General features: G+C 35.2%; 26 protein-coding genes and 1 pseudogene. 20 read left to right on the top strand and 7 right to left on the bottom strand.

Features of this window, described 5'->3' with window-relative positions; all coding sequences use genetic code 11:
* Positions 1–13: 13 nt before the first annotated feature.
* Positions 14–847, bottom strand: a complete 834-nt coding sequence (locus EGX95_RS20520) for a GNAT family N-acetyltransferase (RefSeq protein WP_000691513.1) — start codon at positions 845–847, stop codon at positions 14–16.
* Between the two features lie 261 nt (positions 848–1108).
* On the opposite strand from EGX95_RS20520, the gene EGX95_RS20515 reads away from it, so the two are divergent.
* Together EGX95_RS20515 and EGX95_RS20510 are read left to right on the top strand one after the other, a co-directional pair.
* Positions 1109–2494, top strand: coding sequence for an alkaline phosphatase (locus tag EGX95_RS20515; protein ID WP_123805738.1), 1386 nt, complete (start codon positions 1109–1111; stop codon positions 2492–2494).
* A gap of 54 nt (positions 2495–2548) precedes the next feature.
* Complete coding sequence (locus EGX95_RS20510; RefSeq protein WP_001201014.1) at positions 2549–3013, top strand: hypothetical protein; 465 nt, start codon at positions 2549–2551, stop codon at positions 3011–3013.
* A 54-nt stretch (positions 3014–3067) separates the two neighbouring features.
* On the opposite strand, the gene EGX95_RS20505 is transcribed toward EGX95_RS20510, so the two are convergent.
* Positions 3068–3718, bottom strand: coding sequence for a GTP pyrophosphokinase (locus EGX95_RS20505; RefSeq protein ID WP_000456217.1), 651 nt, complete (start codon positions 3716–3718; stop codon positions 3068–3070).
* 338 nt (positions 3719–4056) lie between these two features.
* On the opposite strand from EGX95_RS20505, the gene rpmG reads away from it, so the two are divergent.
* Positions 4057–4206 carry a 50S ribosomal protein L33 gene (gene rpmG, locus EGX95_RS20500; protein ID WP_001265617.1) on the top strand — a complete coding sequence of 50 codons (150 nt, stop codon included), beginning with the start codon at positions 4057–4059 and terminating at the stop codon, positions 4204–4206.
* A gap of 148 nt (positions 4207–4354) precedes the next feature.
* A pseudogene (locus EGX95_RS20495) lies at positions 4355–4996 on the top strand (YcdB/YcdC domain-containing protein); the annotation flags it as partial.
* Between the two features lie 17 nt (positions 4997–5013).
* Here the strand turns inward: EGX95_RS20495 and EGX95_RS20490 are convergent.
* Complete coding sequence (locus tag EGX95_RS20490) at positions 5014–5907, bottom strand: hypothetical protein (RefSeq protein ID WP_000956569.1); 894 nt, start codon at positions 5905–5907, stop codon at positions 5014–5016.
* Between the two features lie 182 nt (positions 5908–6089).
* Here EGX95_RS20490 and sigK point away from each other — a divergent pair, with 182 nt between their 5' ends.
* A complete protein-coding gene (gene sigK / locus EGX95_RS20485) occupies positions 6090–6803 on the top strand; it encodes an RNA polymerase sporulation sigma factor SigK (RefSeq protein ID WP_000051382.1) in 714 nt (237 codons plus the stop codon).
* A gap of 290 nt (positions 6804–7093) precedes the next feature.
* Complete coding sequence (locus tag EGX95_RS20480) at positions 7094–7882, top strand: phosphatidylserine decarboxylase (protein WP_001254997.1); 789 nt, start codon at positions 7094–7096, stop codon at positions 7880–7882.
* Positions 7883–8028: 146 nt separating this feature from the next.
* Here the strand turns inward: EGX95_RS20480 and EGX95_RS20475 are convergent, their stop codons facing one another.
* A complete protein-coding gene (locus EGX95_RS20475; RefSeq protein WP_000850094.1) occupies positions 8029–8184 on the bottom strand; it encodes a sporulation histidine kinase inhibitor Sda in 156 nt (51 codons plus the stop codon).
* 247 nt (positions 8185–8431) lie between these two features.
* Between EGX95_RS20475 and EGX95_RS20470 the strand changes: the two genes are divergently transcribed.
* From EGX95_RS20470 to EGX95_RS20435, 8 genes are all read left to right on the top strand, one after another.
* Positions 8432–8944 carry a YqeG family HAD IIIA-type phosphatase gene (locus tag EGX95_RS20470; protein WP_000765311.1) on the top strand — a complete coding sequence of 171 codons (513 nt, stop codon included), beginning with the start codon at positions 8432–8434 and terminating at the stop codon, positions 8942–8944.
* 3 nt (positions 8945–8947) lie between these two features.
* Positions 8948–10054, top strand: coding sequence for a ribosome biogenesis GTPase YqeH (gene yqeH, locus EGX95_RS20465; protein WP_000140795.1), 1107 nt, complete (start codon positions 8948–8950; stop codon positions 10052–10054).
* 15 nt (positions 10055–10069) lie between these two features.
* Positions 10070–10903, top strand: a complete 834-nt coding sequence (aroE, locus tag EGX95_RS20460; protein ID WP_000812086.1) for a shikimate dehydrogenase — start codon at positions 10070–10072, stop codon at positions 10901–10903.
* Between the two features lie 5 nt (positions 10904–10908).
* A complete protein-coding gene (yhbY, locus tag EGX95_RS20455; RefSeq protein ID WP_000955224.1) occupies positions 10909–11202 on the top strand; it encodes a ribosome assembly RNA-binding protein YhbY in 294 nt (97 codons plus the stop codon).
* Between the two features lie 131 nt (positions 11203–11333).
* The gene (nadD, locus tag EGX95_RS20450; protein ID WP_001226058.1) at positions 11334–11903 is read left to right on the top strand and encodes a nicotinate-nucleotide adenylyltransferase; all 570 of its coding nucleotides are present in this window, start codon (positions 11334–11336) and stop codon (positions 11901–11903) included.
* On the top strand, positions 11893–12462 hold the full coding sequence (yqeK, locus tag EGX95_RS20445) for a bis(5'-nucleosyl)-tetraphosphatase (symmetrical) YqeK (protein WP_001078247.1): 570 nt from the start codon (positions 11893–11895) through the stop codon (positions 12460–12462). The genes nadD and yqeK overlap by 11 nt, the downstream gene beginning before the upstream one ends.
* Positions 12459–12815 (top strand): ribosome silencing factor, encoded by a 357-nt coding sequence (rsfS, locus tag EGX95_RS20440; protein WP_000653200.1) that lies wholly within the window; start codon positions 12459–12461, stop codon positions 12813–12815. Before yqeK ends, rsfS begins: the two co-directional genes overlap by 4 nt.
* The gene (locus EGX95_RS20435) at positions 12812–13561 is read left to right on the top strand and encodes a class I SAM-dependent DNA methyltransferase (protein WP_001105568.1); all 750 of its coding nucleotides are present in this window, start codon (positions 12812–12814) and stop codon (positions 13559–13561) included. Before rsfS ends, EGX95_RS20435 begins: the two co-directional genes overlap by 4 nt.
* 170 nt (positions 13562–13731) lie before the next feature.
* On the opposite strand, the gene comER is transcribed toward EGX95_RS20435, so the two are convergent.
* A complete protein-coding gene (gene comER, locus EGX95_RS20430) occupies positions 13732–14559 on the bottom strand; it encodes a late competence protein ComER (protein WP_001020538.1) in 828 nt (275 codons plus the stop codon).
* Between the two features lie 77 nt (positions 14560–14636).
* On the opposite strand from comER, the gene EGX95_RS20425 reads away from it, so the two are divergent.
* The 3 genes from EGX95_RS20425 (at position 14637) to EGX95_RS20415 (ending at position 18193) form a co-directional block, all read left to right on the top strand.
* Positions 14637–15236, top strand: coding sequence for a helix-hairpin-helix domain-containing protein (locus EGX95_RS20425; protein ID WP_002028509.1), 600 nt, complete (start codon positions 14637–14639; stop codon positions 15234–15236).
* A 63-nt stretch (positions 15237–15299) separates the two neighbouring features.
* Positions 15300–15857 carry a ComE operon protein 2 gene (locus EGX95_RS20420; protein WP_000439783.1) on the top strand — a complete coding sequence of 186 codons (558 nt, stop codon included), beginning with the start codon at positions 15300–15302 and terminating at the stop codon, positions 15855–15857.
* Between the two features lie 14 nt (positions 15858–15871).
* The gene (locus tag EGX95_RS20415) at positions 15872–18193 is read left to right on the top strand and encodes a DNA internalization-related competence protein ComEC/Rec2 (protein WP_046951934.1); all 2322 of its coding nucleotides are present in this window, start codon (positions 15872–15874) and stop codon (positions 18191–18193) included.
* 26 nt (positions 18194–18219) lie between these two features.
* On the opposite strand, the gene EGX95_RS20410 is transcribed toward EGX95_RS20415, so the two are convergent.
* Positions 18220–18354, bottom strand: coding sequence for a YqzM family protein (locus EGX95_RS20410; RefSeq protein WP_000997609.1), 135 nt, complete (start codon positions 18352–18354; stop codon positions 18220–18222).
* Between the two features lie 345 nt (positions 18355–18699).
* Between EGX95_RS20410 and holA the strand changes: the two genes are divergently transcribed.
* Entirely contained in the window at positions 18700–19710 is a 1011-nt protein-coding gene (gene holA, locus EGX95_RS20405) for a DNA polymerase III subunit delta (RefSeq protein WP_001279920.1), read from the top strand.
* A gap of 84 nt (positions 19711–19794) precedes the next feature.
* On the opposite strand, the gene rpsT is transcribed toward holA, so the two are convergent.
* Entirely contained in the window at positions 19795–20052 is a 258-nt protein-coding gene (gene rpsT / locus EGX95_RS20400) for a 30S ribosomal protein S20 (protein WP_001274011.1), read from the bottom strand.
* A gap of 181 nt (positions 20053–20233) precedes the next feature.
* Here rpsT and gpr point away from each other — a divergent pair, with 181 nt between their 5' ends.
* Together gpr and EGX95_RS20390 are read left to right on the top strand one after the other, a co-directional pair.
* Positions 20234–21337, top strand: a complete 1104-nt coding sequence (gene gpr / locus EGX95_RS20395) for a GPR endopeptidase (RefSeq protein ID WP_000662638.1) — start codon at positions 20234–20236, stop codon at positions 21335–21337.
* Positions 21337–21699: a YqxA family protein gene (locus EGX95_RS20390; protein ID WP_000534316.1), complete on the top strand. Its 363-nt coding sequence runs from the start codon at positions 21337–21339 to the stop codon at positions 21697–21699. The genes gpr and EGX95_RS20390 overlap by 1 nt, the downstream gene beginning before the upstream one ends.
* Positions 21700–21759: the final 60 nt, after the last annotated feature.

Below are 21759 nucleotides of genomic sequence, written 5' to 3'. Positions count from 1 at the left end.
AGGTGTCCCCTTTCTAACATAACGCTGTATCTATCATAGCAAATAGCATATTACGATTTCCAGGAAGTTCGCTACCATTTTTTATCATAAGAGGTGAAAGGAGCGTTTCTTGGAAATTTTCTATTTGAAGAAATTTGCGAAATGAAAATTGTGAATGTGGGACATCAATTCTTACTGTACCATTCCAACATTCACATATGTTTTGTAGTAATTGAATAGCATCTTCTTCTCTTTTGGCGATAAGTGGATTGATACATAATATATTATCTTTTTGTATGCATAAGGAAAAAGCTTCTATACAGTTATGTCTCTCAATTTTAAAAGAGTGGCTCGTTCTTGGTAATAGTAATGAATAAAGTAAAGAACGATCGGCACCAGTTGTAATTTGATCGAGGGAAATAAGCGATATAAGATCTTTTTCTTTTATTTGTTTTGTATGAGTGATATGTGTCTTAGTAGTTTGTTTTTCAAAACGATGAATCGTCGTTACTGTTTGAAATCCGCATGATGTATACAGAGGCTCGCCAGCTTTTGTTGCAATAAGTGCAATTGGTTGTTTTGTAAGAGTGTGTTCTAAGCAGTGATTAAGCAAAATACGCCCGATGCCTTGTCTTTGAAAATGAGGATGGACGATTAACATGCCAATAGTAGAAAAACTTTCTTTAAAAGAAAAGACTCCTCCAGCTGCAATCAGTTTATTTTCATGCATATAACCGACAAGTGTACCGAGAGAAAGATACATTTCGAATTGTTTTTTCATAAATGCTTTATTTTGTAACCATCCAATAGCTTTACAAAGGTCGAGTAAATCAAAAATAAAAGATTCATCAAGCTTTATTATTTTCATAAATGCTCACCACATTTCTATTAATTTGCATAAAAGTAGATGGAAAATGTTAAATAAGAGATTTACGTTAAATGAAATCCAACTTGTTTATATTTTGATTGTAAAGGTGAAGATGGTTGATATGAAAAGACAAACTTATACAAATTATAACTGATATTTACATAAGTTAACAAAAAATTTACATATAACTAATTTTCTCTTAATAGTCTTCTATTAAATTTGATAGTGGGAAATGAATAACCTAATTAGGGGGACAAGACAGTGAAAAAGTTTGTGAAAAAAGCATGGCCATTTGCAGTTGTGGCATCATTAGCAGTTACTTCGGTAGCAACATGGAATTTTACACGTTCTAGTGAAGTGAGTGCAGATGAGAACGGAAGCAATACAAAGATTAAAAATGTCATTGTATTAATTGGGGATGGTATGGGCCCTTCATATATGACAGCTCACCGTTATATGAAAGATAATCCAAAAACTTTTGAGATGGAATCTACAGAGTTTGATAAACATCTTGTAGGAACACAAAAGACATATCCAGAAGATGAACATGAAAATATCACAGACTCTGCATCTGCAGCAACAGCTATGTCAGCAGGAATTAAAACATATAATGCGGCAATTGCAGTTGATAATGATAAAGCAGAAGTGAAGACTGTTCTTGAACAAGCGAAAGAAAAGGGGAAATCAACAGGACTAGTTGCTACTTCTGAAATTACACATGCAACACCAGCTGCTTTCGGTGCGCATGACATTAGTCGTAAAAATATGGACGCAATTGCAAATGATTATTTTGATGAGAAAATTAAAGGGAAGCATAAAGTAGATGTTATGCTTGGCGGCGGCGTAAAAAACTTTGTTAGAAAAGATCGCAATCTTACAGAAGAATTTAAGAAATCTGGTTATAGTTACGTAACAGATCGAGATCAATTGTTAAATGATAAAAATGATCAAATTCTTGGTTTATTTGCACCAGGCGGTTTAGATAAAATGATTGACCGCAATGAGAAGACACCTTCATTAGAAGAAATGACAAATGCAGCAATTGAGCGTTTGAACAAAAATAAAAAAGGTTTCTTTTTAATGGTTGAAGGAAGTCAAATTGACTGGGCAGGACACGATAATGATATCGTTGGTGCAATGAGTGAAATGGAAGACTTTGAAAAAGCATTTAAAGCTGCGATTGAGTTTGCGAAAAAAGATAAAAATACGTTAGTTATTGCAACGGCAGACCACGCTACTGGTGGATTATCTTTAGGTGCAAATGGTGAGTATAACTTTAAAGTAGATCCAATTAAAGCTGCAAAACGCACACCAGACTTTATGGCAAATGAGATTGCAAACGGTGCAAATGTAGAAGAAACATTGAAAAAATATATTGATTTACAATTAACACCTGAAGAAATTAAAGCGGTAAATGATATTGCTCCTTCAAAAGATGTAACAAAGATTGATAATGCGATTGAAGATATTTTCAATAAGCGTTCGGTTACAGGATGGACAACAGGTGGACATACAGGAGAAGATGTAAACGTATATGCATTTGGCCCTGGTAAATACTTGTTCTCTGGCGTTCAAGAGAATACAAATATCGCGAAACGTGTCTTTGATATTGTTGGCGGTGGCGACCCGAATAAAGGAAGACGCTAATTATAAACGAAAGTGAGGCGAAATGCCTCACTTTTCTTTTTAGGAGATGGGAAGATGAGAGCTTTTTTCAGGGGGATAGGACCCTTTCTAATAGGTGTATTATTGCTAGTTGGATGTCAATCCAAAGAGAATCAGATAGAACAAAAAGCTACTACAAAAGCTGAAGGAAAGGTACAAATAACGAAAGAAGAAGAGAAAACGATTCAAGGTGTGATAGAGAAATTTGTACGGACGACAAATGAAAAAAATCTTACTGAACATATGGAGTTATTTTCAAAGAACATGCCTAGTGCTGAAGACTTAAAAACGCAAAAAGAAGCAGCTTTTCAAAAGGGAAATAAAAAAATTGAATTGGAACATATAGACATAAAAGCTAGTAAACCAGGATATGTTGTTGTTGAAACAAAAGAAAAGGAAATAGATGGAGAAATCACTCTTCAGAAAAAAGTACAGTATGCACTTGGAAAAGAAGAGGATGGCTGGAAAATTGAAGAGGTTCGCACGATAGAGAAGAAATAAAGTGAAATTTTCCGTAAATAGCGCAAAAAGGTTCTCATTGACGAGAACCTTTTTTTATAGTGGTAACATAATTTGATCTGAGCATGCTTCGATATCATCAATATCTTGGCGAATGGTTGCCATTTTATTATCAAGATCTTCAGCTTTCATTGCGGCATCATGTAGTTCATCTTTTAAATACTCAGGTATTTTTCCTTCATATTTATAATAAAGTTTATGTTCTAAACTTGCCCAAAAGTCCATTGCGAGCGTACGTAACTGAATTTCTGCAAAGACTTCTTTTGTACCAGAATTCAGTGATAAAGGATATTTAATAATCATGTGTAAACTTTTATATCCATTTTGTTTTGGATTAGCGATATAATCTTTTACCTCTATGATTTCCATATCTTCACGCTTTTGAATGACTTCTTTCAAATGATAGATATCTTCTACGAAGCAACATGTAATACGAATGCCAATGATGTCTTGTAAATGCGTTTGCGCATTTTCAACTGTCGGTAATAAATTTTTACGCTCAAGTTTTTTAATAATACTTTCAGGTTGTTTTAATCTTGTTTTTATATGTTCAAACGGGTTGTAATCCTCTAAAAATTGGGCTTCCCGGTTCATAATTTCAAATTTAGTTTTTAACTCTTCTAAAGCAAATGTATATGGTAGTACAAAAGCTTTCCAGTAGTTAACTGTTGATTGATTATATTCCATTTATATACACACCTTTTCCTATTTACAAGTGAGGTTGTTATTATACTAAACACCAAATCATGTAGGCGCAAGCAGCAAATGATGAGATCATAAAGCGATATTTAGTTTTCATACTTTCAACTCCTTTCCAATAAAAATTCTATATGAATAAACGTGATTGTTAATAAATTCACTATGTACAATTCCTATAGTAATAGATTCGTGTGAATTTCGTATGAACTAATTGTTTCAGCTTTTTGTCTTTTTTTGCAATTGACAAATAGAATGAAGTTATATAATATTTAAATCGTAATCATTACGTTTTAGTTTGCGATCTTTAAAAGAAAGGAGAATTACATATGCGTGTAAATATTACATTAGCTTGTACAGAGTGCGGTGATCGTAATTATATTTCTAAAAAAAATAAACGAAACAATCCAGAGCGCATCGAACTAAAAAAATATTGTCCACGATTAAAGCGAGTAACGTTACATCGTGAAACGAAGTAGAAGACTAGAGATATCTCTAGTCTTCTTTCGTTTATCCCGCTATTTGCCCGTAAAAGCCCGATTGGTGAGGGCTGATTAAAGTTTCACTTTATATTTCTTTTGTTTGTTATAATTACCTTAAATTGTAATAAAGGGAGCGGTATGATGAATCAAAAAGATAAAGAAAGAAAAGAATCCATATTTAATGAATGAATTCTTTAAAAAGCATTTACCGATGCTGAAATATGATAATTTAGTCAGCGTTACAATTGATAAATTAACCAATGAATTAACTGGTTTTATAAAATTGACAGATGATAAAGAAGTAAAGCAAATACTGCCTAGAGAGGAATGTTTAAAAAAAGCACTTCAATTTTTGGAACAAGTTATTCCAGATATCACACAATATCTGCGTCTTTGGGAGGAACGTGAAGAAGCTGAAGATGGGATTGAAAGATTTATTTTTTCTGTATATATAAATGATATTCCGGCAGAGTATAACCAATTTATGATTAACATCAATACGGAAAACGGTGCTGTGATGCACTACTCTGGAGAGTCTAGCAAATTTATAAAAGAATTACTTACATACGAAACAACACCAAAAGTAACGAAAGAAGAAGCGTTAGAAATATACAGAGATGCTATCCGAGTTAAATTAGAATGGTCTATAGATCATGATGTAGAGGAAACGGTATATCAATTGCTGTATAAACAAATAACGGGTGAAAATTATAACGAATTCTTCGACGGTAGTCGAGAAATTCGTTATATTGATGCGCATACTGGGGAGAAAATTTGGAGCAAGTAAAATAACTCTTTTTATTTTTATAATTTGCCTGTTCGTTTTTCAAATGTAAATGTGATAGGAAGGTTGGAAGGAGAACTATCACTTTTAAATGTTACTTTCCATTCTTTAGAGTGGGCTTTAATTTCGAAATCAAGAAGATTCATTGCTCTACGTTTATCTATTTCTAAAAACATATTATGAATTTCTGGTTCCTGCTGTAAATTAAGAGCCTTTAGTGTGACTGTTAATGTGAAAAAATCTCGCCCTTCATATACTATTTTTGATATTTTTGTTTTTTGTGTATTTAACAGTATATAAAAACGGTCTGATGGAGTTAATTGTACAGAGTCATCAGTAATTTCATCCTCCATATTATGAAGTTCAACTAAGAAAGATGTACTATGGGAAGAATCTTTTTTGCTTGTAATCTGTAATTCAGTAGGAATCATCGGTATTTCATAAAAATCATTCCTTATTATGTTGTTGTAATCCTCTGAAAATTTACGGACTTCTTTTGGGAAAGAGTCTTCTTCTTGTGTACTTAAAAAAGTTTTATGTTGCTTTGGAATTTTTTTACTAAACTTAAATGTTTCTTTAAAGTAATAATTGGATCCAGTTAAAAATAAAAAACTACAAATTAATAAAAAAATTCGATAGGGATTTTGAAAGTGAAAGAACGATAGTATACATGTAATAAATCCAATTACATAGAAAATAAAGATAAGTAGTTCTAATTTTGAGTGAAAGGAGAAACCATAGTTATGAAAAAATTTCATTCCAATTATAATTTGAGCTCCAAAAAACAAGGAAATTCCAAATTGAAAAAATAATAAATCAGGCCCTCTCTTAATAACAAAAGTAATGAATGAAATGAAAAGTAAAAATACCCCTAAATAAATTGTTACATTTAATAATCGATCTAATGTGAGCATGAATAGTGTCCCCTTTAATAGCATATTCATATATAAATAACAATTTTATATAATTATAATATAACAATAAAATATTTTAAATGTTGGAAGTGTTGAGTTTTATAAATAAACTGTACAGACACAAACAACCTCATGCCCACATACACTTAGTAAAGACCACTATTTTGGCGGAGGTGAAAGGTTTGAGTCTATTCGCCGCAATTGGATATATGGTTCGAGAAGTGTTTGTTTTTGTTTCTTATGTGAAGAACAATGCGTTTCCGCAGCCATTATCATCAGACGATGAGAGAAAGTACTTAGAGTTAATGGAGCAAGGTGATGCTCAAGCGAGGAATCTGTTAATTGAACATAATTTACGGCTTGTAGCTCATATCGTTAAAAAATTTGAAAATACAGGGGAAGATGCAGAAGATTTAATTTCAATTGGTACAATCGGGCTCATTAAAGCAATCGAGAGCTATTCGGCAGGAAAAGGAACGAAACTTGCAACATACGCAGCACGCTGTATTGAAAATGAAATTTTGATGCATTTACGTGTATTAAAGAAAACGAAAAAGGACGTTTCACTTCATGATCCAATTGGGCAAGATAAAGAGGGGAATGAAATATCGCTTATTGATATATTAAAATCGGAGTCTGAAGATGTAATTGATATGATCCAGCTTAGTATGGAGTTAGAAAAGATTAAAGAGTATATCGATATTTTAGACGAACGAGAGAAAGAAGTAATCGTGAAGCGTTTTGGACTGGGGCTTGATAAGGAGAAGACGCAACGAGAGATTGCGAAGGCACTTGGTATTTCCAGAAGCTACGTATCAAGAATTGAAAAGCGCGCTTTAATGAAAATGTTCCATGAATTTGTAAGAGCAGAGAAAGAGAAAAAAGCAAAAGAATAATGTACATTACAAGCAGCTGTATTTTAAAATGGGCTGCTTTTCTTTTTGGAAATAAGGAAAGAAAAAGAGTTGTGTTCAGAAGAAATCCATGTTCACTGTTGAAAATGACGGATTCTATCTGTAATATTAGAAGGTGCTAAACAATTTAAGAATGATACCGTACTTAGTTTTCTGCATGTATAATATGGCGGTTCTATATGATATGTGGGAATAAGAACTAATTTTACATATGATATAGAAGGAAAAGAAGGGGAAGCTAAAGTTATAGACTGATTAGGAGGTTCCGCAATTTGCGACGTACATTATATCGACTTATGATCGAACTTACAAATGGTCGTTTTACTTCTTATATATTACGTAAATTTGCACAATCTCGTTTGAGCTCTATCATTATTCCATCGTATGCGAAAGTATTTCAAATTAATCAAGATGAGATGGAAAAGGGTTTGAAGGAATATAGAACATTGCATGAATTATTTACACGTAAGCTAAAAGAAGGAAAGCGTAGTATTGATACAGATGCATCGAGTATCGTTAGTCCTGTTGATGGTGTTTTTGCTGATCACGGTCCTATTGAGGACACAAAAACATTTGATATTAAAGGCAAGCGTTATTCGATTGTGGATATGCTAGGTAATGAAGAACGTGCACAGCGATATGCAGGTGGTACATATATGGTTATTTATTTAAGCCCAAGTCATTATCATCGTATTCATAGTCCGCTTTCTGGTTCTGTGACTGAAAGATTTGTACTCGGTAGAAAATCATATCCGGTAAATGCAGCTGGTATGGAATACGGGAAAGAACCATTGTCAAAAAACTATCGCTCCGTTACAGAAGTGAATAGTGACGGTGAACATATGGCGCTTGTAAAAGTAGGAGCTATGTTTGTAAATAGTATTGAGCTGCTGCATGAAAGAGACACTGTTCAAAAAGGTGAAGAAATGGCATACTTTACATTCGGTTCAACAGTTGTGTTATTGTTTGAAAAAGATATGATAGAAGTAGTGCAAGAATTGAAGAGTGGACAAGAGCTTCGCCTTGGTGAAAAGATTGCTACTCGATTGGCTCATAAGTAAAAAAGATTTTATAACTGTAAGCAAGATTTATGGACAAAGATGCGTAATGATGAAATTCCCTAGATGGGAGTACTTGTTTATTCGAGAGCCATCGCAGGATGGCTCTTTTTACAAGTTAGTTAATTAAAATTCCTCTTTATATGTAATCAAGACGATTTGACAAGCTTGTCCTCTAATGAGCGTCTAATAATTTCTTGTTTTATAAGTAAAATGAAGTCGGGATTTAATTTTAGTTCTTTTGCTTTATAATAAGACTCAGTGAGTAACTCAGTAGATAACTGTTCCATATGTTTTGTTTTCAAGGTGAGTCACCTCCTAATAATATAAGGATTGATTCGTTGTTGCATTTAATGTACCAAAAAAATATGACAGTCACAAACGGGTGGTTATCCACATACCTAGGTGGATAAAATGTGTATAGATTGTTAGTAAATTCCAAATTAACTGAAATATTAATGTGGAAAATGTGTACAATTTTATCCACAGGCCATATATCGAAATATGTTGTCGAAAAATTTTTATGAAAACTCCTCAAAGAGGTGAAAGAAATTGAAACTATTTTTACCAAATGAATATGTGAAAAATGTATATCATGTTCAACCAGAAGATTTGAAGAAACGTGGAATTAAAGGTGTTATTACTGATTTAGATAACACTTTAATTGAATGGGATCGTCCAAATGCAACGCCACAACTTGAAGAATGGTTTTTGAAAATGAAAGAGCAAGGCATTCAAGTAACGGTCGTTTCAAATAATAATGAGCAACGAGTGAAAGATTTTGCTGATCCATTAGGCATTCCATTTATTCATAGTGCGCGTAAGCCATTTGTTCGTGCGTTTAAGCGTGCGATACGAGAGATGCAGTTGCAACCAGATGAAGTTGTAGTAATTGGGGATCAGTTACTGACAGATGTGTTAGGTGGAAACCGAGTTGGACTGCATACAATTTTAGTTGTACCAGTAGCACAAACAGACGGATTAGTAACGCGCTTTAATCGAAAAATTGAACGAAGAATTATGAGAAACATGAAGAAAAAAGGTTTAATTAACTGGGAGGAATAAAGTTTGACTGAAACAATTAAATGTATTGGTTGCGGTGTAGAAATTCAAACAGAAGATAAAAATGAAGTGGGATATGCTCCTGCCTCATCTTTAGAAAAAGAACAAGTAATTTGTCAACGCTGTTTTCGATTGAAACATTATAACGAAATTCAAGATGTCTCATTAACAGATGATGATTTCCTACGTATTCTAAACGGTATTGGAAAATCGGATGCGTTAGTAGTTAAAATTGTAGATATTTTCGATTTTAATGGTAGCTGGTTACCTGGCTTACATCGTTTCGTGGGAAATAATAAAGTATTACTTGTTGGGAATAAAGCGGATTTAATTCCTAAGTCAGTAAAACATGATAAAGTAAAGCATTGGATGCGCTATAGTGCAAAGCAGCTAGGATTAAAGCCAGAAGATGTCTTTTTAATTAGTGCAGCGAAAGGACAAGGGATTGCTGAGCTGGCAGATGCGATTGAGTATTACCGCGGCGGAAAAGATGTTTACGTTGTTGGATGTACAAATGTAGGGAAATCAACATTCATTAATCGTATGATTAAAGAATTTAGTGATGAGACTGAAAATGTAATTACAACATCTCATTTCCCAGGAACAACGCTTGATTTAATTGATATCCCGTTAGACGAAGAATCTTCTTTATATGATACGCCAGGTATTATTAACCACCATCAAATGGCTCATTATGTTGGAAAACAAAGCTTAAAGCTTATTACACCAACAAAAGAAATTAAGCCAATGGTATTCCAATTAAATGAAGAACAAACATTGTTCTTTAGCGGATTGGCACGTTTTGATTACGTAAGTGGCGGTCGTCGCGCATTTACTTGTCACTTCTCAAATCGTTTAACAATCCATCGTACAAAGCTTGAGAAAGCAGATGAATTGTATAAAAATCATGCAGGGGATTTACTAAGCCCGCCAACACCAGAAGAATTAGAAAATATGCCAGAGCTAGTGAAATACGAGTTTAATATTCGTGAACCAAAAACGGATGTTGTATTCTCTGGATTAGGATGGGTTACTGTGAACGAACCGGGAGCAAAAATTGTTGCACACGTACCAAAAGGAGTAAGTGTTTCATTGCGTAAATCTTTAATTTAATATGGAGAGGGATTTATGAAACAATTATATGGTGTAATCGGAAATCCAATTGGACATTCATTATCACCCGTTATGCATAACGATGCATTTGAACACTTGAATATGGATGCCCATTATCATGCCTTTCTTGTTAAAGAGGAAGTGCTAGGGGAAGCAGTAAGAGGTTTAAAAGCGTTAGGTATTTCAGGATTTAATGTAACAACTCCGCACAAAGTTGCGATTATGGATTATTTGGATGAGATTGACCCGCTAGCAAAACAAATTGGTGCAGTAAATACGGTGGTTCATAAGGATGGGAAATTGATTGGCTACAATACAGATGGAATTGGTTTTGTCAAAGCGCTACAGTCAATTAGTAGTGAACCACTTCAAGAGAAACGTATTTTATTGCTTGGCGCAGGTGGTGCTAGTCGAGCTATTTATTTTTCACTTGCTGATGTAGGTGTGAAAGAGATTGATGTAGCGAATCGTACAGTAGATAAGGCGAAAGAACTTATTACTGCATGTACGGCTACTGTTCATTCTGTTGCTTTATCGTTAGAGGAAGCAACAGAAGAACAAGAGAATTATGATATTATCATTCAGACGACAACGATAGGTATGCATCCACGTGTCGAACATACGCCGTTACAAATTTCTTCGTTGAAAAAGGGAACGATTGTATCAGATATAATTTATAATCCATTTGAAACGAAAATTTTATGTGAGGCGAAAGAGCAAGGTGCAATGATTCAAAATGGTATTGATATGTTTGTTTATCAAGGAGCGCTTGCATTTGAAATGTGGACAGGGCGCACGCCAAATATCGAACGAATGAAACAATTAGTTATAAGAAAGCTTGGAGGCTAACATATATGTTAACAGGAAAACAAAAAAGATTTTTACGTGCACAGGCACATCATTTAACACCAATTTTTCAAGTAGGAAAAGGCGGAGTAAATGAAAATATGATTAAACAAATTGCAGATACTTTAGAAGCTCGTGAGTTATTTAAAGTAAGTGTGCTACAAAACTGTGAATTCGATCGCCGTGAAGTTGCAGAAGAGCTTGCAAAAGGTGCACGTGCGGAAATCGTTCAAGTAATTGGAAGTACAATTGTTTTATACAAAGAATCAAGAGAAAACAAGCAAATTAAACTTCCTCGATAAAAATAGCATATGCTATTTTTATCACTAGCAATGGTGTAGAGATCGAAACCAATTGAACTTTTATTAACAGTAAACTCTCTTCGGATGGAAATGAAGAGAGTTGCTGTATGTAAAAGGAAGGGGCGTTTCTTTTGAGAAAAATTGGCATCATTGGCGGTACATTTGATCCGCCACATTATGGACATTTGCTCATTGCAAATGAAGTATATCATGCTTTGAATTTAGAAGAAGTATGGTTCTTACCGAACCAAATTCCGCCGCATAAACAAGGGCGGAATATTACAAGTGTAGAAAGTCGCTTACAAATGTTAGAACTTGCGACTGAGGAAGAGGAACATTTTTCTATTTGTTTAGAAGAGCTAAGCAGGAAGGGCCCATCTTATACGTATGACACTATGCTACAATTAACGAAGAAGCATCCGGATGTGCAGTTTCACTTTATTATTGGTGGAGATATGGTTGAGTATTTACCGAAGTGGTATAACATTGAAGCGTTACTTGATCTTGTAACGTTTGTTGGGGTTGCAAGACCAGGTTATACATTGCATACACCTTATCCTATCACCACTGTGGAAATTCCGGAGTTTGCAGTTTCTTCATCTTTATTACGTGAGAGATATAAAGAGAAGAAAACATGCAAATATTTACTTCCTGAAAAAGTACAGGTATATATCGAGAGGAATGGGTTGTATGAATCGTGAGGAAGCACTTCATATTGTGAAACAACAAATGCATGAAAAACGTTATATACACACAATTGGTGTAATGGAGACGGCAATTGAACTTGCTAAATTATACGGTGTGGATGAAAAAAAGGCTGAAGTTGCAGCTATATTCCATGATTATGCGAAGTGTAGAGCGATTTCAGAGATGGAAGAGATCATTAAAAGTGAAGGTTTGCCGAAAGATTTACTTTGTTATAACAAAGAGTTATGGCATGCACCTGTTGGGGCATACTTAGTAGAAAAAGAAGTAGGTATTACAGATTCTGAAATCCTGCAAGCTATTACATATCATACAAGTGGTCATGAGAAAATGACGATGTTAGATAAAGTAATTTATGTAGCTGATTACATTGAGCCTGGGCGAAAGTTTCCAGGGGTGGAGGAAGCTCGTAAACTCGCATATACGGATATAGATCAAGCTTTATTATTTGCGCTAAAGAGAACAATTCAATTTTTAATGGAAAAAGATCAAACGATTTATCCATTAACATTCCAAACATACAATGCAGTTATCAAGGAGGAAATGAGTAAATGAAAGATAAAGATTTATTAGTATTAGCAGCAAAAGCAGCTGATGATAAGAGAGCAGAAGATATGGTTGTCCTAAATATGCAAGGTATTTCACCAATTGCAGATTATTTCATTATTTGTCACGGTAACTCAGATAAGCAAGTGCAAGCAATTGCACGTGAAATTAAAGCGAAAGCACACGAGTTCCAAATCGACGTACAACGTATGGAAGGTTTTGACGAAGCTCGCTGGGTATTAGTTGACCTTGGAGATGTAGTTGCTCATGTATTCCATAAAGATGAGCGTAATCACTATAATTTAGAGCGTCTATGGGGCGATGTGCCACGTGAAGATATTACAGAAGAGTTAGGCCAATGAACTACGAGCAATTTGCGTTGCTGTACGATGAACTAATGAATGATGTCCCTTATGATAAATGGGTGGAATTCACAGAGGAAAGCTTGCAGCAAGCGGATATGAAAGAGGCGAAGATTCTTGATGTAGCATGTGGTACTGGTAATGTAACGCTTCCGCTTGTACAAAAGGGTTACGATGTAATCGGTGTCGATCTTTCGGAAGAAATGTTAGCAGTCGCACAGCAAAAACTAGGCGAGGCAGGATATTTTATTCCTTTTTACCAACAAGATATGCGGGAGCTTGATGTTCCAGGTGAGTTTGACTGTGTAACGATCTTTTGTGATTCATTAAACTATGTATTGCAAGAGGATGGAGTGCAAGAAACATTCCGAAGAGTGTTTCATCATTTACGTCAAGATGGTTTGTTTTTATTTGATGTACATTCTTTATATAAAATACATCATGTATTTCAAAATGAAACATACACAGTGAATGGAGAAGAAATATCTCTTATTTGGAATTGCTTCCCTGGTGAAGATTCAAACAGTGTAGAACATGATTTAACATTCTTTGTTCAAGACCCAGAAGAAGATGTGTACCATCGTTTTGACGAATGTCACGTACAACGTGCATATCCGGTTGAAGAGTTAACGAAATGGCTTGAAGAAGCTGGTTTTACAGTGCTTCGTGTAACTGGTGACTTTGAGCGACTTGAAGTTACAGAACAAACAGAGCGTATTTTCTTCATGGCGAAGAAAAACGGATAAAACAAAAGCAACCGAGAAGGTTGCTTTTGTTTTGTGAAGAAGCTGTAATTTTAGTTCTAGGATAATAAGAAAATGACATACGTGAATTGTGAAAATGCTAGTTTAAGTAAAATGTAATGTGAAAAATTAAGTATTTATAAAAAGGATTTGGAATGACGATGACGTATTTATTATGTGTGTTTATTGAATTGCTGATCAACGCATTTTAAATCTTCATCAAATTTCTCGTGTGTCCGCTCGATTAATTTATGAAACATATCTCCAACATGTTCTTCTAAAACCCGAATACCTTCTCCTGTAACGCCGCCTTTCACACATACTTTTTCTTGTAAAGTAGGCAATGTGAAAATTCCTTTTTCGAGTAGTTTCCCCATTCCAACGACCATTTCACTTACTAAAGTAGTGGCTTCTTCATGTGTAATATTTGTTCTATCTACAGCAGCATTAATGAAACATTGTAATAAATAACTAAAGAATGCAGGGCCGCAGCTTGCTATATCAGATGAAACGCGCGTTATATCTTCTTCTATTACAAGGGGAGTAGAAATGTTTTTGAATAAGCGAAATAGTTTTTGTTGCCATTCTTCAGAGCAGTTACTTCCAAATGTAAATAGTGATGCGCCGGATAGGGCGCGGTTTGTAATGCTCGGAATAATACGAGCAACATGGCAAGGTACAAGTGTCTCTAATTGTGATGGAGATATTGGACTTGTGATAGAAACTAAGCACTTTTCATCAGAAAAATGTTCGGCGTATTTTTGTAAGATTGGGTATATATCTATCGGCTTTACACAAATAAAAATAAGATGCGATCGTTCGATTACCTCATCAATAGTTTTGGCTATATGAACAGAAGGGTATTTTTCCTTTATATGATATGCTTTGGCGGGCGTTCGATTAATGATCGTAAGGCACGAAGGTTTGGTAGCACGGGTTTCTAAAAATGCATCGATTAGTATATTCCCCATGTTTCCTGTCCCTATAATTCCTATGTTCAATGTTTCATCCCTCCTTCGTAACAGCTTTCTCCTAAACAATATGAATGATGTTATAAATTTATGATTAGAGGTGAAAAATGATGTGGGATTTTCCAAAGAAATGGTTAGGATTAGCAGCTATTATTGGAACTGTGCTTTTTCTTCTTTTCTGGAAAACGAACGAGCATACAGAGCAATCAGCTATTGCAACGGATGTTCAAGCGAAAGATATAGAGAAGAAAAGTAAACCGAAAATATCGGATACAAAGCAGCAGAAAAAAATAATTGTAATTGATATGAAAGGGGCTGTTGTTAAAGAGGGGGTGTATGAAATGAAAGAAGGGGACCGGGTCAAGGATGCCATTGAAAAAGCAGGTGGTTTTTTGCCTGAGGCAGATAGGATGAAGGTAAATTTAGCGCAAATGGTACAAGACCAAATGCTTCTTTATGTACCGAATAAAAACGAACAAGTGCAAGAGGGAGCTGCTGTTTCAAAGGGAGAGGGAAAAGTTCAAATAAATGCAGCTTCTAAAGAACAACTTGAAAAAATTACAGGTATTGGTTCTCGGAAAGCGGAAAGTATTTTGAAATATCGAGAGGAACATGGTCCGTTTCAAAAAATAGAAGATTTGTTAGAGATTGATGGGATTGGTGTGAAGTCTTTGGAGAAAATAAAAGATCAAATTATTATTCCGTAAAAGATTGACGAAGTTTTTCTTCATTCGCTACACTACAAGTAGACAAAAAAGTAGGTGAAGAATATGGAACGAATTTCATGGGATCAATATTTTATGACGCAAAGCCATTTGTTATCTTTACGTAGTACATGTACAAGGCTTGCAGTAGGAGCGACAATTGTTCGTGATAAACGAATTATTGCTGGTGGATATAATGGTTCAATTAAAGGTGGCGTACATTGTATAGATGATGGATGCTACGTTATTGATAATCATTGTGTTCGTACAATTCATGCAGAAATGAATGCTTTGTTACAATGTGCAAAATTTGGCGTGAAAACGGAGGAAGCGGAAATTTATGTTACGCATTTTCCTTGTTTACAATGTTGTAAGGCGATTATTCAAAGTGGTATTACAGCAGTTTATTATGCACAGGATTATAAAAATCATCCGTATGCCGTAGAGTTATTTGAAAAAGCGAATGTAACGGTGAAACACGTTCCGCTAGAATATGATATTGCAGCATTAGAGGATCAAAAACGTCATATGGAGTTAAAAGAACTATTTGCATCTTTAGAAAAAGAGAACTTATCAATGGAAGAATTACAGCATGTATTCACGAAAGCAAAAATGATGCTATAAGGAGTGGGTATGAGTTGCAAGGACAATGGGGCTATGTTGCAATCTCATTTATAATAGGGATTGCAATTGCCTTCTCCTCTTCAGTTGTATTGCTGACTTGTTGTCTCGTTGTATATGTTTTCTTTTGTTTATATCGTACTTCGCGTAAAACCTTCTTTTATTGTATGATAGCGTGTTTAAGTGGCGCTATGTACACCACGTATGTTCAAGGACAAAACAAGCCTCTGGGAGAGTCCTATGAAGCTACAAGAGGAGTGATACATAATACACCTCTTATTAATGGAGATCGCCTCTCGTTTCAAATTGAAGATCAGAATAAAAATATAGTGCAGTTAAGTTACAAAATGAAATCAGCTTTGGAAAAGAAACAGATGCGACAATTACATGCAGGAGTATCATGTGTATTCGAAGGTGAGAGGAAAGAACCACAAATAGCTCGGAATTTCCATGGGTTTAATTATCGTGATTATTTATATAAGCAAAATATTCATTTCATATTGGACGCTACATATATTTCTGAATGCCATAAAACATCGTTGTCACTCGTGCAATGGATTCTTCTTTTGAGGCAACAAGCAATCTCAGAAGTTACAGAAATGTTTCCAGAACAATCAGGTGCTTTTATGAATGCATTAGTATTTGGTGATAGACAACAAATGACATTTGAAGTTGAAGAGCAATATCAACAATTCGGTCTCGTGCATTTGTTGGCGATTTCAGGATCGCATATCGTATTGTTAATGGTAATCGTGTATTTTATTTTGCTAAAAAGCGGTGTGACAAGGGAGGTAGCAACAGTATGTCTTATTTTCTGCATTCCTCTATATATGATTCTAGCAGGAGCGTCACCATCTGTTATAAGAGCTTCTCTAACAGGAGTTTTCATGTTAATTGCTTTTATGTGTTCTATTCGTTTATCTAGCTTAGATGCTTTAAGTATAACAGCTATATGTATGCTTATATTTGATCCATATCTCGTGTTTAATATTGGTTTTCAGTTTTCTTTCGTCGGTAGTTTTGCTTTACTTTTATCTGCCCCGCTTTTACTAGAGAGTGGTAATGGAGTAATTCGAAATTCTATTTATATTTCTTTCATTTCACAGCTCGTTAGTACTCCGATTTTGTTATATCACTTCGGTTATTTTTCTCCATATAGTATTTTCTTAAATATCCTATACGTTCCGTTTTTATCTCTCGTTGTATTGCCGTGCAGTATTGTTATTTTGATATGTATACCGATCATTCCGTTTCTTGCAAAAAGGCTTGGGAATGTATTATCAATAGGTTTGAATCTTTCTAATGATTTTTTAAGTTATTGCGAAAACTTACCATTTACCCGTCTTAATTTCGGACAAACACCTATACTTCTTGTAGCCCTATATTGCGTGAGTATTATTAGTATATTGATGGTTTGGGAAAGGCGAATGACGAAGGGGATTCTGTTTATATCTGCGGGTGTATTTCTTTTTATTAGTACATGCCATTATGTATATCCGTATTTTCGAGAAAGTGGAAGTGTTACCTTTCTCGATGTTGGACAGGGAGATGCAATATTAATTCGCCTCCCGTATGATCAAGAGATTTACCTTATTGATACTGGTGGAACAATTCGTCCAAACAAGGAAGAATGGCAACGTAAAAAGCATGAATTTTCTGTCGGAAATGATATTTTGATTCCTTATTTACAAAAGGAAGGTATTAAAAAGATCGATAAATTAATTATAACGCATGGAGATGCGGATCATATAGGTGCTGCGCAACAGTTATTATCAAATATAACCGTAAAAGAAGTTGTATTTGGCCGAAAGGAACAAGATGCGGAATTAGAAAAAATAGTAAAGAAACAGGCTTTAGAAAAGGAAGTGAAAATAAGAGAAGTGAGAGAAGGAGAAAGTTGGAGCATAAATGGAGCGGAATTTTTCGTATTAGCGCCAACAGGGAAGGAGAGCAGTGAAAATAACGCTTCAATTGTAATGTTGGCAAAATTAGGAGGACTAACGTGGTTGTTTACAGGTGATTTAGAAGAAGAAGGTGAGAAGTTTTTAGTAGCTACGTATCCAGAGTTGCGAGCGGATGTTTTAAAGGTTGCTCATCATGGGAGTAATACGTCATCTACAACAACTTTTCTGAGCGTCGTACAGCCTAATATAGCGGTTATTTCTGCCGGTGAGCGTAATAGGTATGGGCACCCTCATAAGGACGTTATAGAGCGTTTTGAGAAGAGGGGGATTGAAATATGGCGTACGGATAAGCAAGGGGCTATCTCCTATGTTTTTAAAGGGGAAAACGGAACCTTTCGCAGCAAAATCACATATGATGAAACACATAATAGATAAAAAAGACTGCCAGTAAGCAGCAGTCTTTAAGAACCGATAAATTTAATAACAGTTGCAATGATGAAAAGTGTTGCGAAAAAACCAAATGAGACGATAAATCCTACCCCTGAATCAATAGCGTCATTGCGTTTACTTTGAACGTTTTGTTCAAAATCATTCATTTAGAATCCCTCCCCAACATTCCACTTTAGTATAAAATATTGTCAGAAAAAAATCTACAATTTCCATGTGAGGAGAAATAGAGCGTTTTTACTACTTTTAGATCATGAAGTAATGTGAATTTTTGTTTCCAAGCATGTTAACAGTTGGCACTTATACTCGAATTTTTATTGCGAATAATAAAGGGAAGGTGATTACCGCACACCAATAAGAAACCCGGGGCTTATTGCGTGGCGTTTAATATAAATAAAGGGACGGGTTATATTGCCTGTTCCTTTGTACTTGTAAAACAAAAGCTAGGGCATTAGTATAAATATATATTGCCAAGTTAGGGAGTAGGAAAAAGTATGAGTGATATACATAAAAAGATTAAAAAGAAGCAGTTTGCTCCATTATATTTACTGTATGGAACGGAAGCGTTTTTTATAAATGAAACGATAAAGCTTATTACAACAGAAGCGCTTGAAGAGGAAGATCGCGAGTTTAATGTTGTTACATATGATTTAGAAGAAGCGTATTTAGAAGATGTGGTTGAGGATGCACGTACACTTCCTTTTTTCGGAGAACGTAAAGTGCTATTAATAAAATCACCGCTCTTTTTAACTTCACAAAAAGAAAAATTGGAACAAAATATAAAAATTTTAGAAGAATATATCGGGGAACCTTCTCCCTTTTCTATTCTTGTTTTTGTTGCGCCTTACGAAAAGCTTGATGAACGAAAAAAAATTACTAAACTGTTAAAGAAAACAGCGGATGTAGTAGAAGCGAATGCAATGCAAGTGCAGGATGTTCAGAAGTGGATTGTTGCTCGGGCGGATGAAGTACATGTGCATATTGATCATGCGGCTGTTAGTTTGTTGTTAGAGCTTGTGGGAAGTAATGTAACAATGTTGGCGAAGGAAATGGACAAGTTAACGTTATACGTCGGTATGGGCGGAGAGATTACACCAAAACTCGTTGCAGAGCTTGTACCAAAATCAGTTGAACAAAATGTGTTTGCTTTGACAGAAAAAGTGGTGAAAAAAGATATCGCGGGTGCGATGCAAATTTTGGATGGATTATTTACGCAGCAGGAGGAACCTATTAAATTGCTTGCGTTATTAGTAAGTCAATTCCGTTTACTGCATCAAGTGAAAGAGTTACAGCAGCGTGGTTACGGCCAAAATCAAATCGCGTCTCATATTGGTGTGCATCCATATCGTGTAAAATTAGCGATGAATCAAACGAAGTTTTTCTCTTTTGAAGAATTAAAAAAAGTGATAATGGAATTAGCGGAAGCTGATTATAGTATGAAAACGGGAAAAATGGATAAAAAACTTGTGCTCGAGTTTTTCTTAATGCGGTTAAATCATATGTGATGAAACAAAAAAAGTTCACGTGCTAAGAGCGTGAACTTTTTTGTATATAAAAAAACGATCCGAATGGATCGTTTTTTAAACGCCTTACGCGTTTACTTGTTTCGCTAAGCGAGATTTTTGACGAGCTGCAGCGTTTTGGTGGATAAGACCTTTACGAGCTGCTTTGTCAAGTTTTTTAGAAGCAGTTTTGAAAGCTTCTTTAGCATTTTCAAGATCGTTATTAGTAACTAAAGCTTCTACAGTTTTAACAGCAGAACGCATGTCAGACTTGATAGAAGCGTTATGTGCACGACGCTCTTCGCTAAGTTTAGCGCGTTTGATAGCAGATTTGATGTTTGCCATACTTTTCACCTCCCTGGTGCAATCGAATGACTCGATTCATAACATAGAACAAGTGATATTCTATCAAACGGTGAAGAGAATTGCAATAGTATATCCATGAAATTTCACGTAAAGGAAAGAATGACCTTATATAACTTTGGGAAATCTAACGATATTTACTATGAATGACGGAGGAGATACGATGAAAGAACCACTAGATTTAAGTAAATATAGTGTTAGAACGGACCTTGCTGTAGAGGCACATCAAATGCTGCAAGAGCGCCAAGAAGAGCAACAAGGGATACAAGGAGTTGTTGTAAAAGAGAGGGAAGAAGAAGGTATTACCATTACGAAAGTAACGATTGATGAAGTTGCCTCGGAATCGATGGGTAAAAAACCTGGAAATTATTTAACGCTTGAAGTACAAGGTATACGTCAACAAGATACGGAGCTGCAACAAAAAGTAGAGCGTATTTTTGCAAAAGAATTTTCTTATTTCTTAGAAGAGGTTGGCGTTACGAAAGAAGCGAGTTGTTTAATTGTTGGTCTTGGAAATTGGAATGTAACGCCGGATGCGCTTGGACCGATAGTTGTAGAAAATGTATTGGTAACGAGACATTTGTTTCAATTGCAACCTGAAAGTGTAGAAGAAGGGTTTAGGCCTGTTAGTGCAATTCGGCCGGGGGTAATGGGGATTACAGGAATTGAAACGAGCGATGTTATTTATGGAATCATTGAGAAGACAAAGCCAGACTTTGTCATTGCAATTGATGCATTAGCTGCTCGTTCTATTGAAAGGGTAAATAGTACGATACAAATTTCTGATACAGGAATTCATCCAGGGTCGGGTGTTGGGAATAAACGTAAGGAACTCAGTAAAGAAACATTAGGTATTCCTGTTATCGCAATTGGTGTTCCGACTGTGGTGGATGCCGTTTCGATTACAAGCGATACAATTGATTTTATTTTGAAACATTTTGGCCGGGAGATGAAAGAAGGAAATAAACCTTCCCGATCTTTGTTGCCGGCTGGTTTTACATTTGGAGAAAAGAAAAAATTAACAGAAGAGGATATGCCGGATGAAAAGAGCCGGAATATGTTTTTAGGTGCTGTAGGTACACTGGAAGATGAAGAGAAGAGAAAATTAATTTATGAAGTGTTATCTCCTCTTGGTCATAATTTAATGGTGACTCCGAAAGAAGTGGATGCTTTCATAGAGGATATGGCAAATGTAATAGCAAGTGGTTTAAATGCAGCGCTGCATCATCAAATTGACCAAGATAATACAGGAGCATATACACATTGATGGGAAGTGACGATAATCATGTAAGCCGCTTTTCGCTTTTATGTATATGTAGTGTGGCTATATGCTTACTTATGGTAATAGCAGGGGTGGCACTTGCAAATCATGGGTTGAAAAGTATGAAAGGTTATCAGCAAATGTCGTATGAACAAATCGCTCATATGACAGGAACAAAAGGTGAGGCCACTGAATCAGAAACTTTGGAAGGTTCGTTTTCCGCTACTGAAAAACAAAAACAATTAGAAAGCTTAAAAAGTTTTAATATTGTAGAAGGAATGGGTATGGCGATAGCAAGCGTTGCCTATGAAATAACAAAGTTTGGAACAGATATAGTTGTTGGGAAAGTAAAAGGGATTTTTAGTTAAGAGTCAAACGGAGGACGGTTGTTTTACAGGTTTGTAAGACAGCCGTTCTTTAATTTGAAA

It is taken from the genome of Bacillus sp. FDAARGOS_527, from assembly GCF_003812125.1.
Classification (GTDB): domain Bacteria; phylum Bacillota; class Bacilli; order Bacillales; family Bacillaceae_G; genus Bacillus_A; species Bacillus_A paranthracis.
Note: the sequence above shows the minus strand (reverse complement) of the source record. Positions and strands in the feature narration are given on the sequence as shown.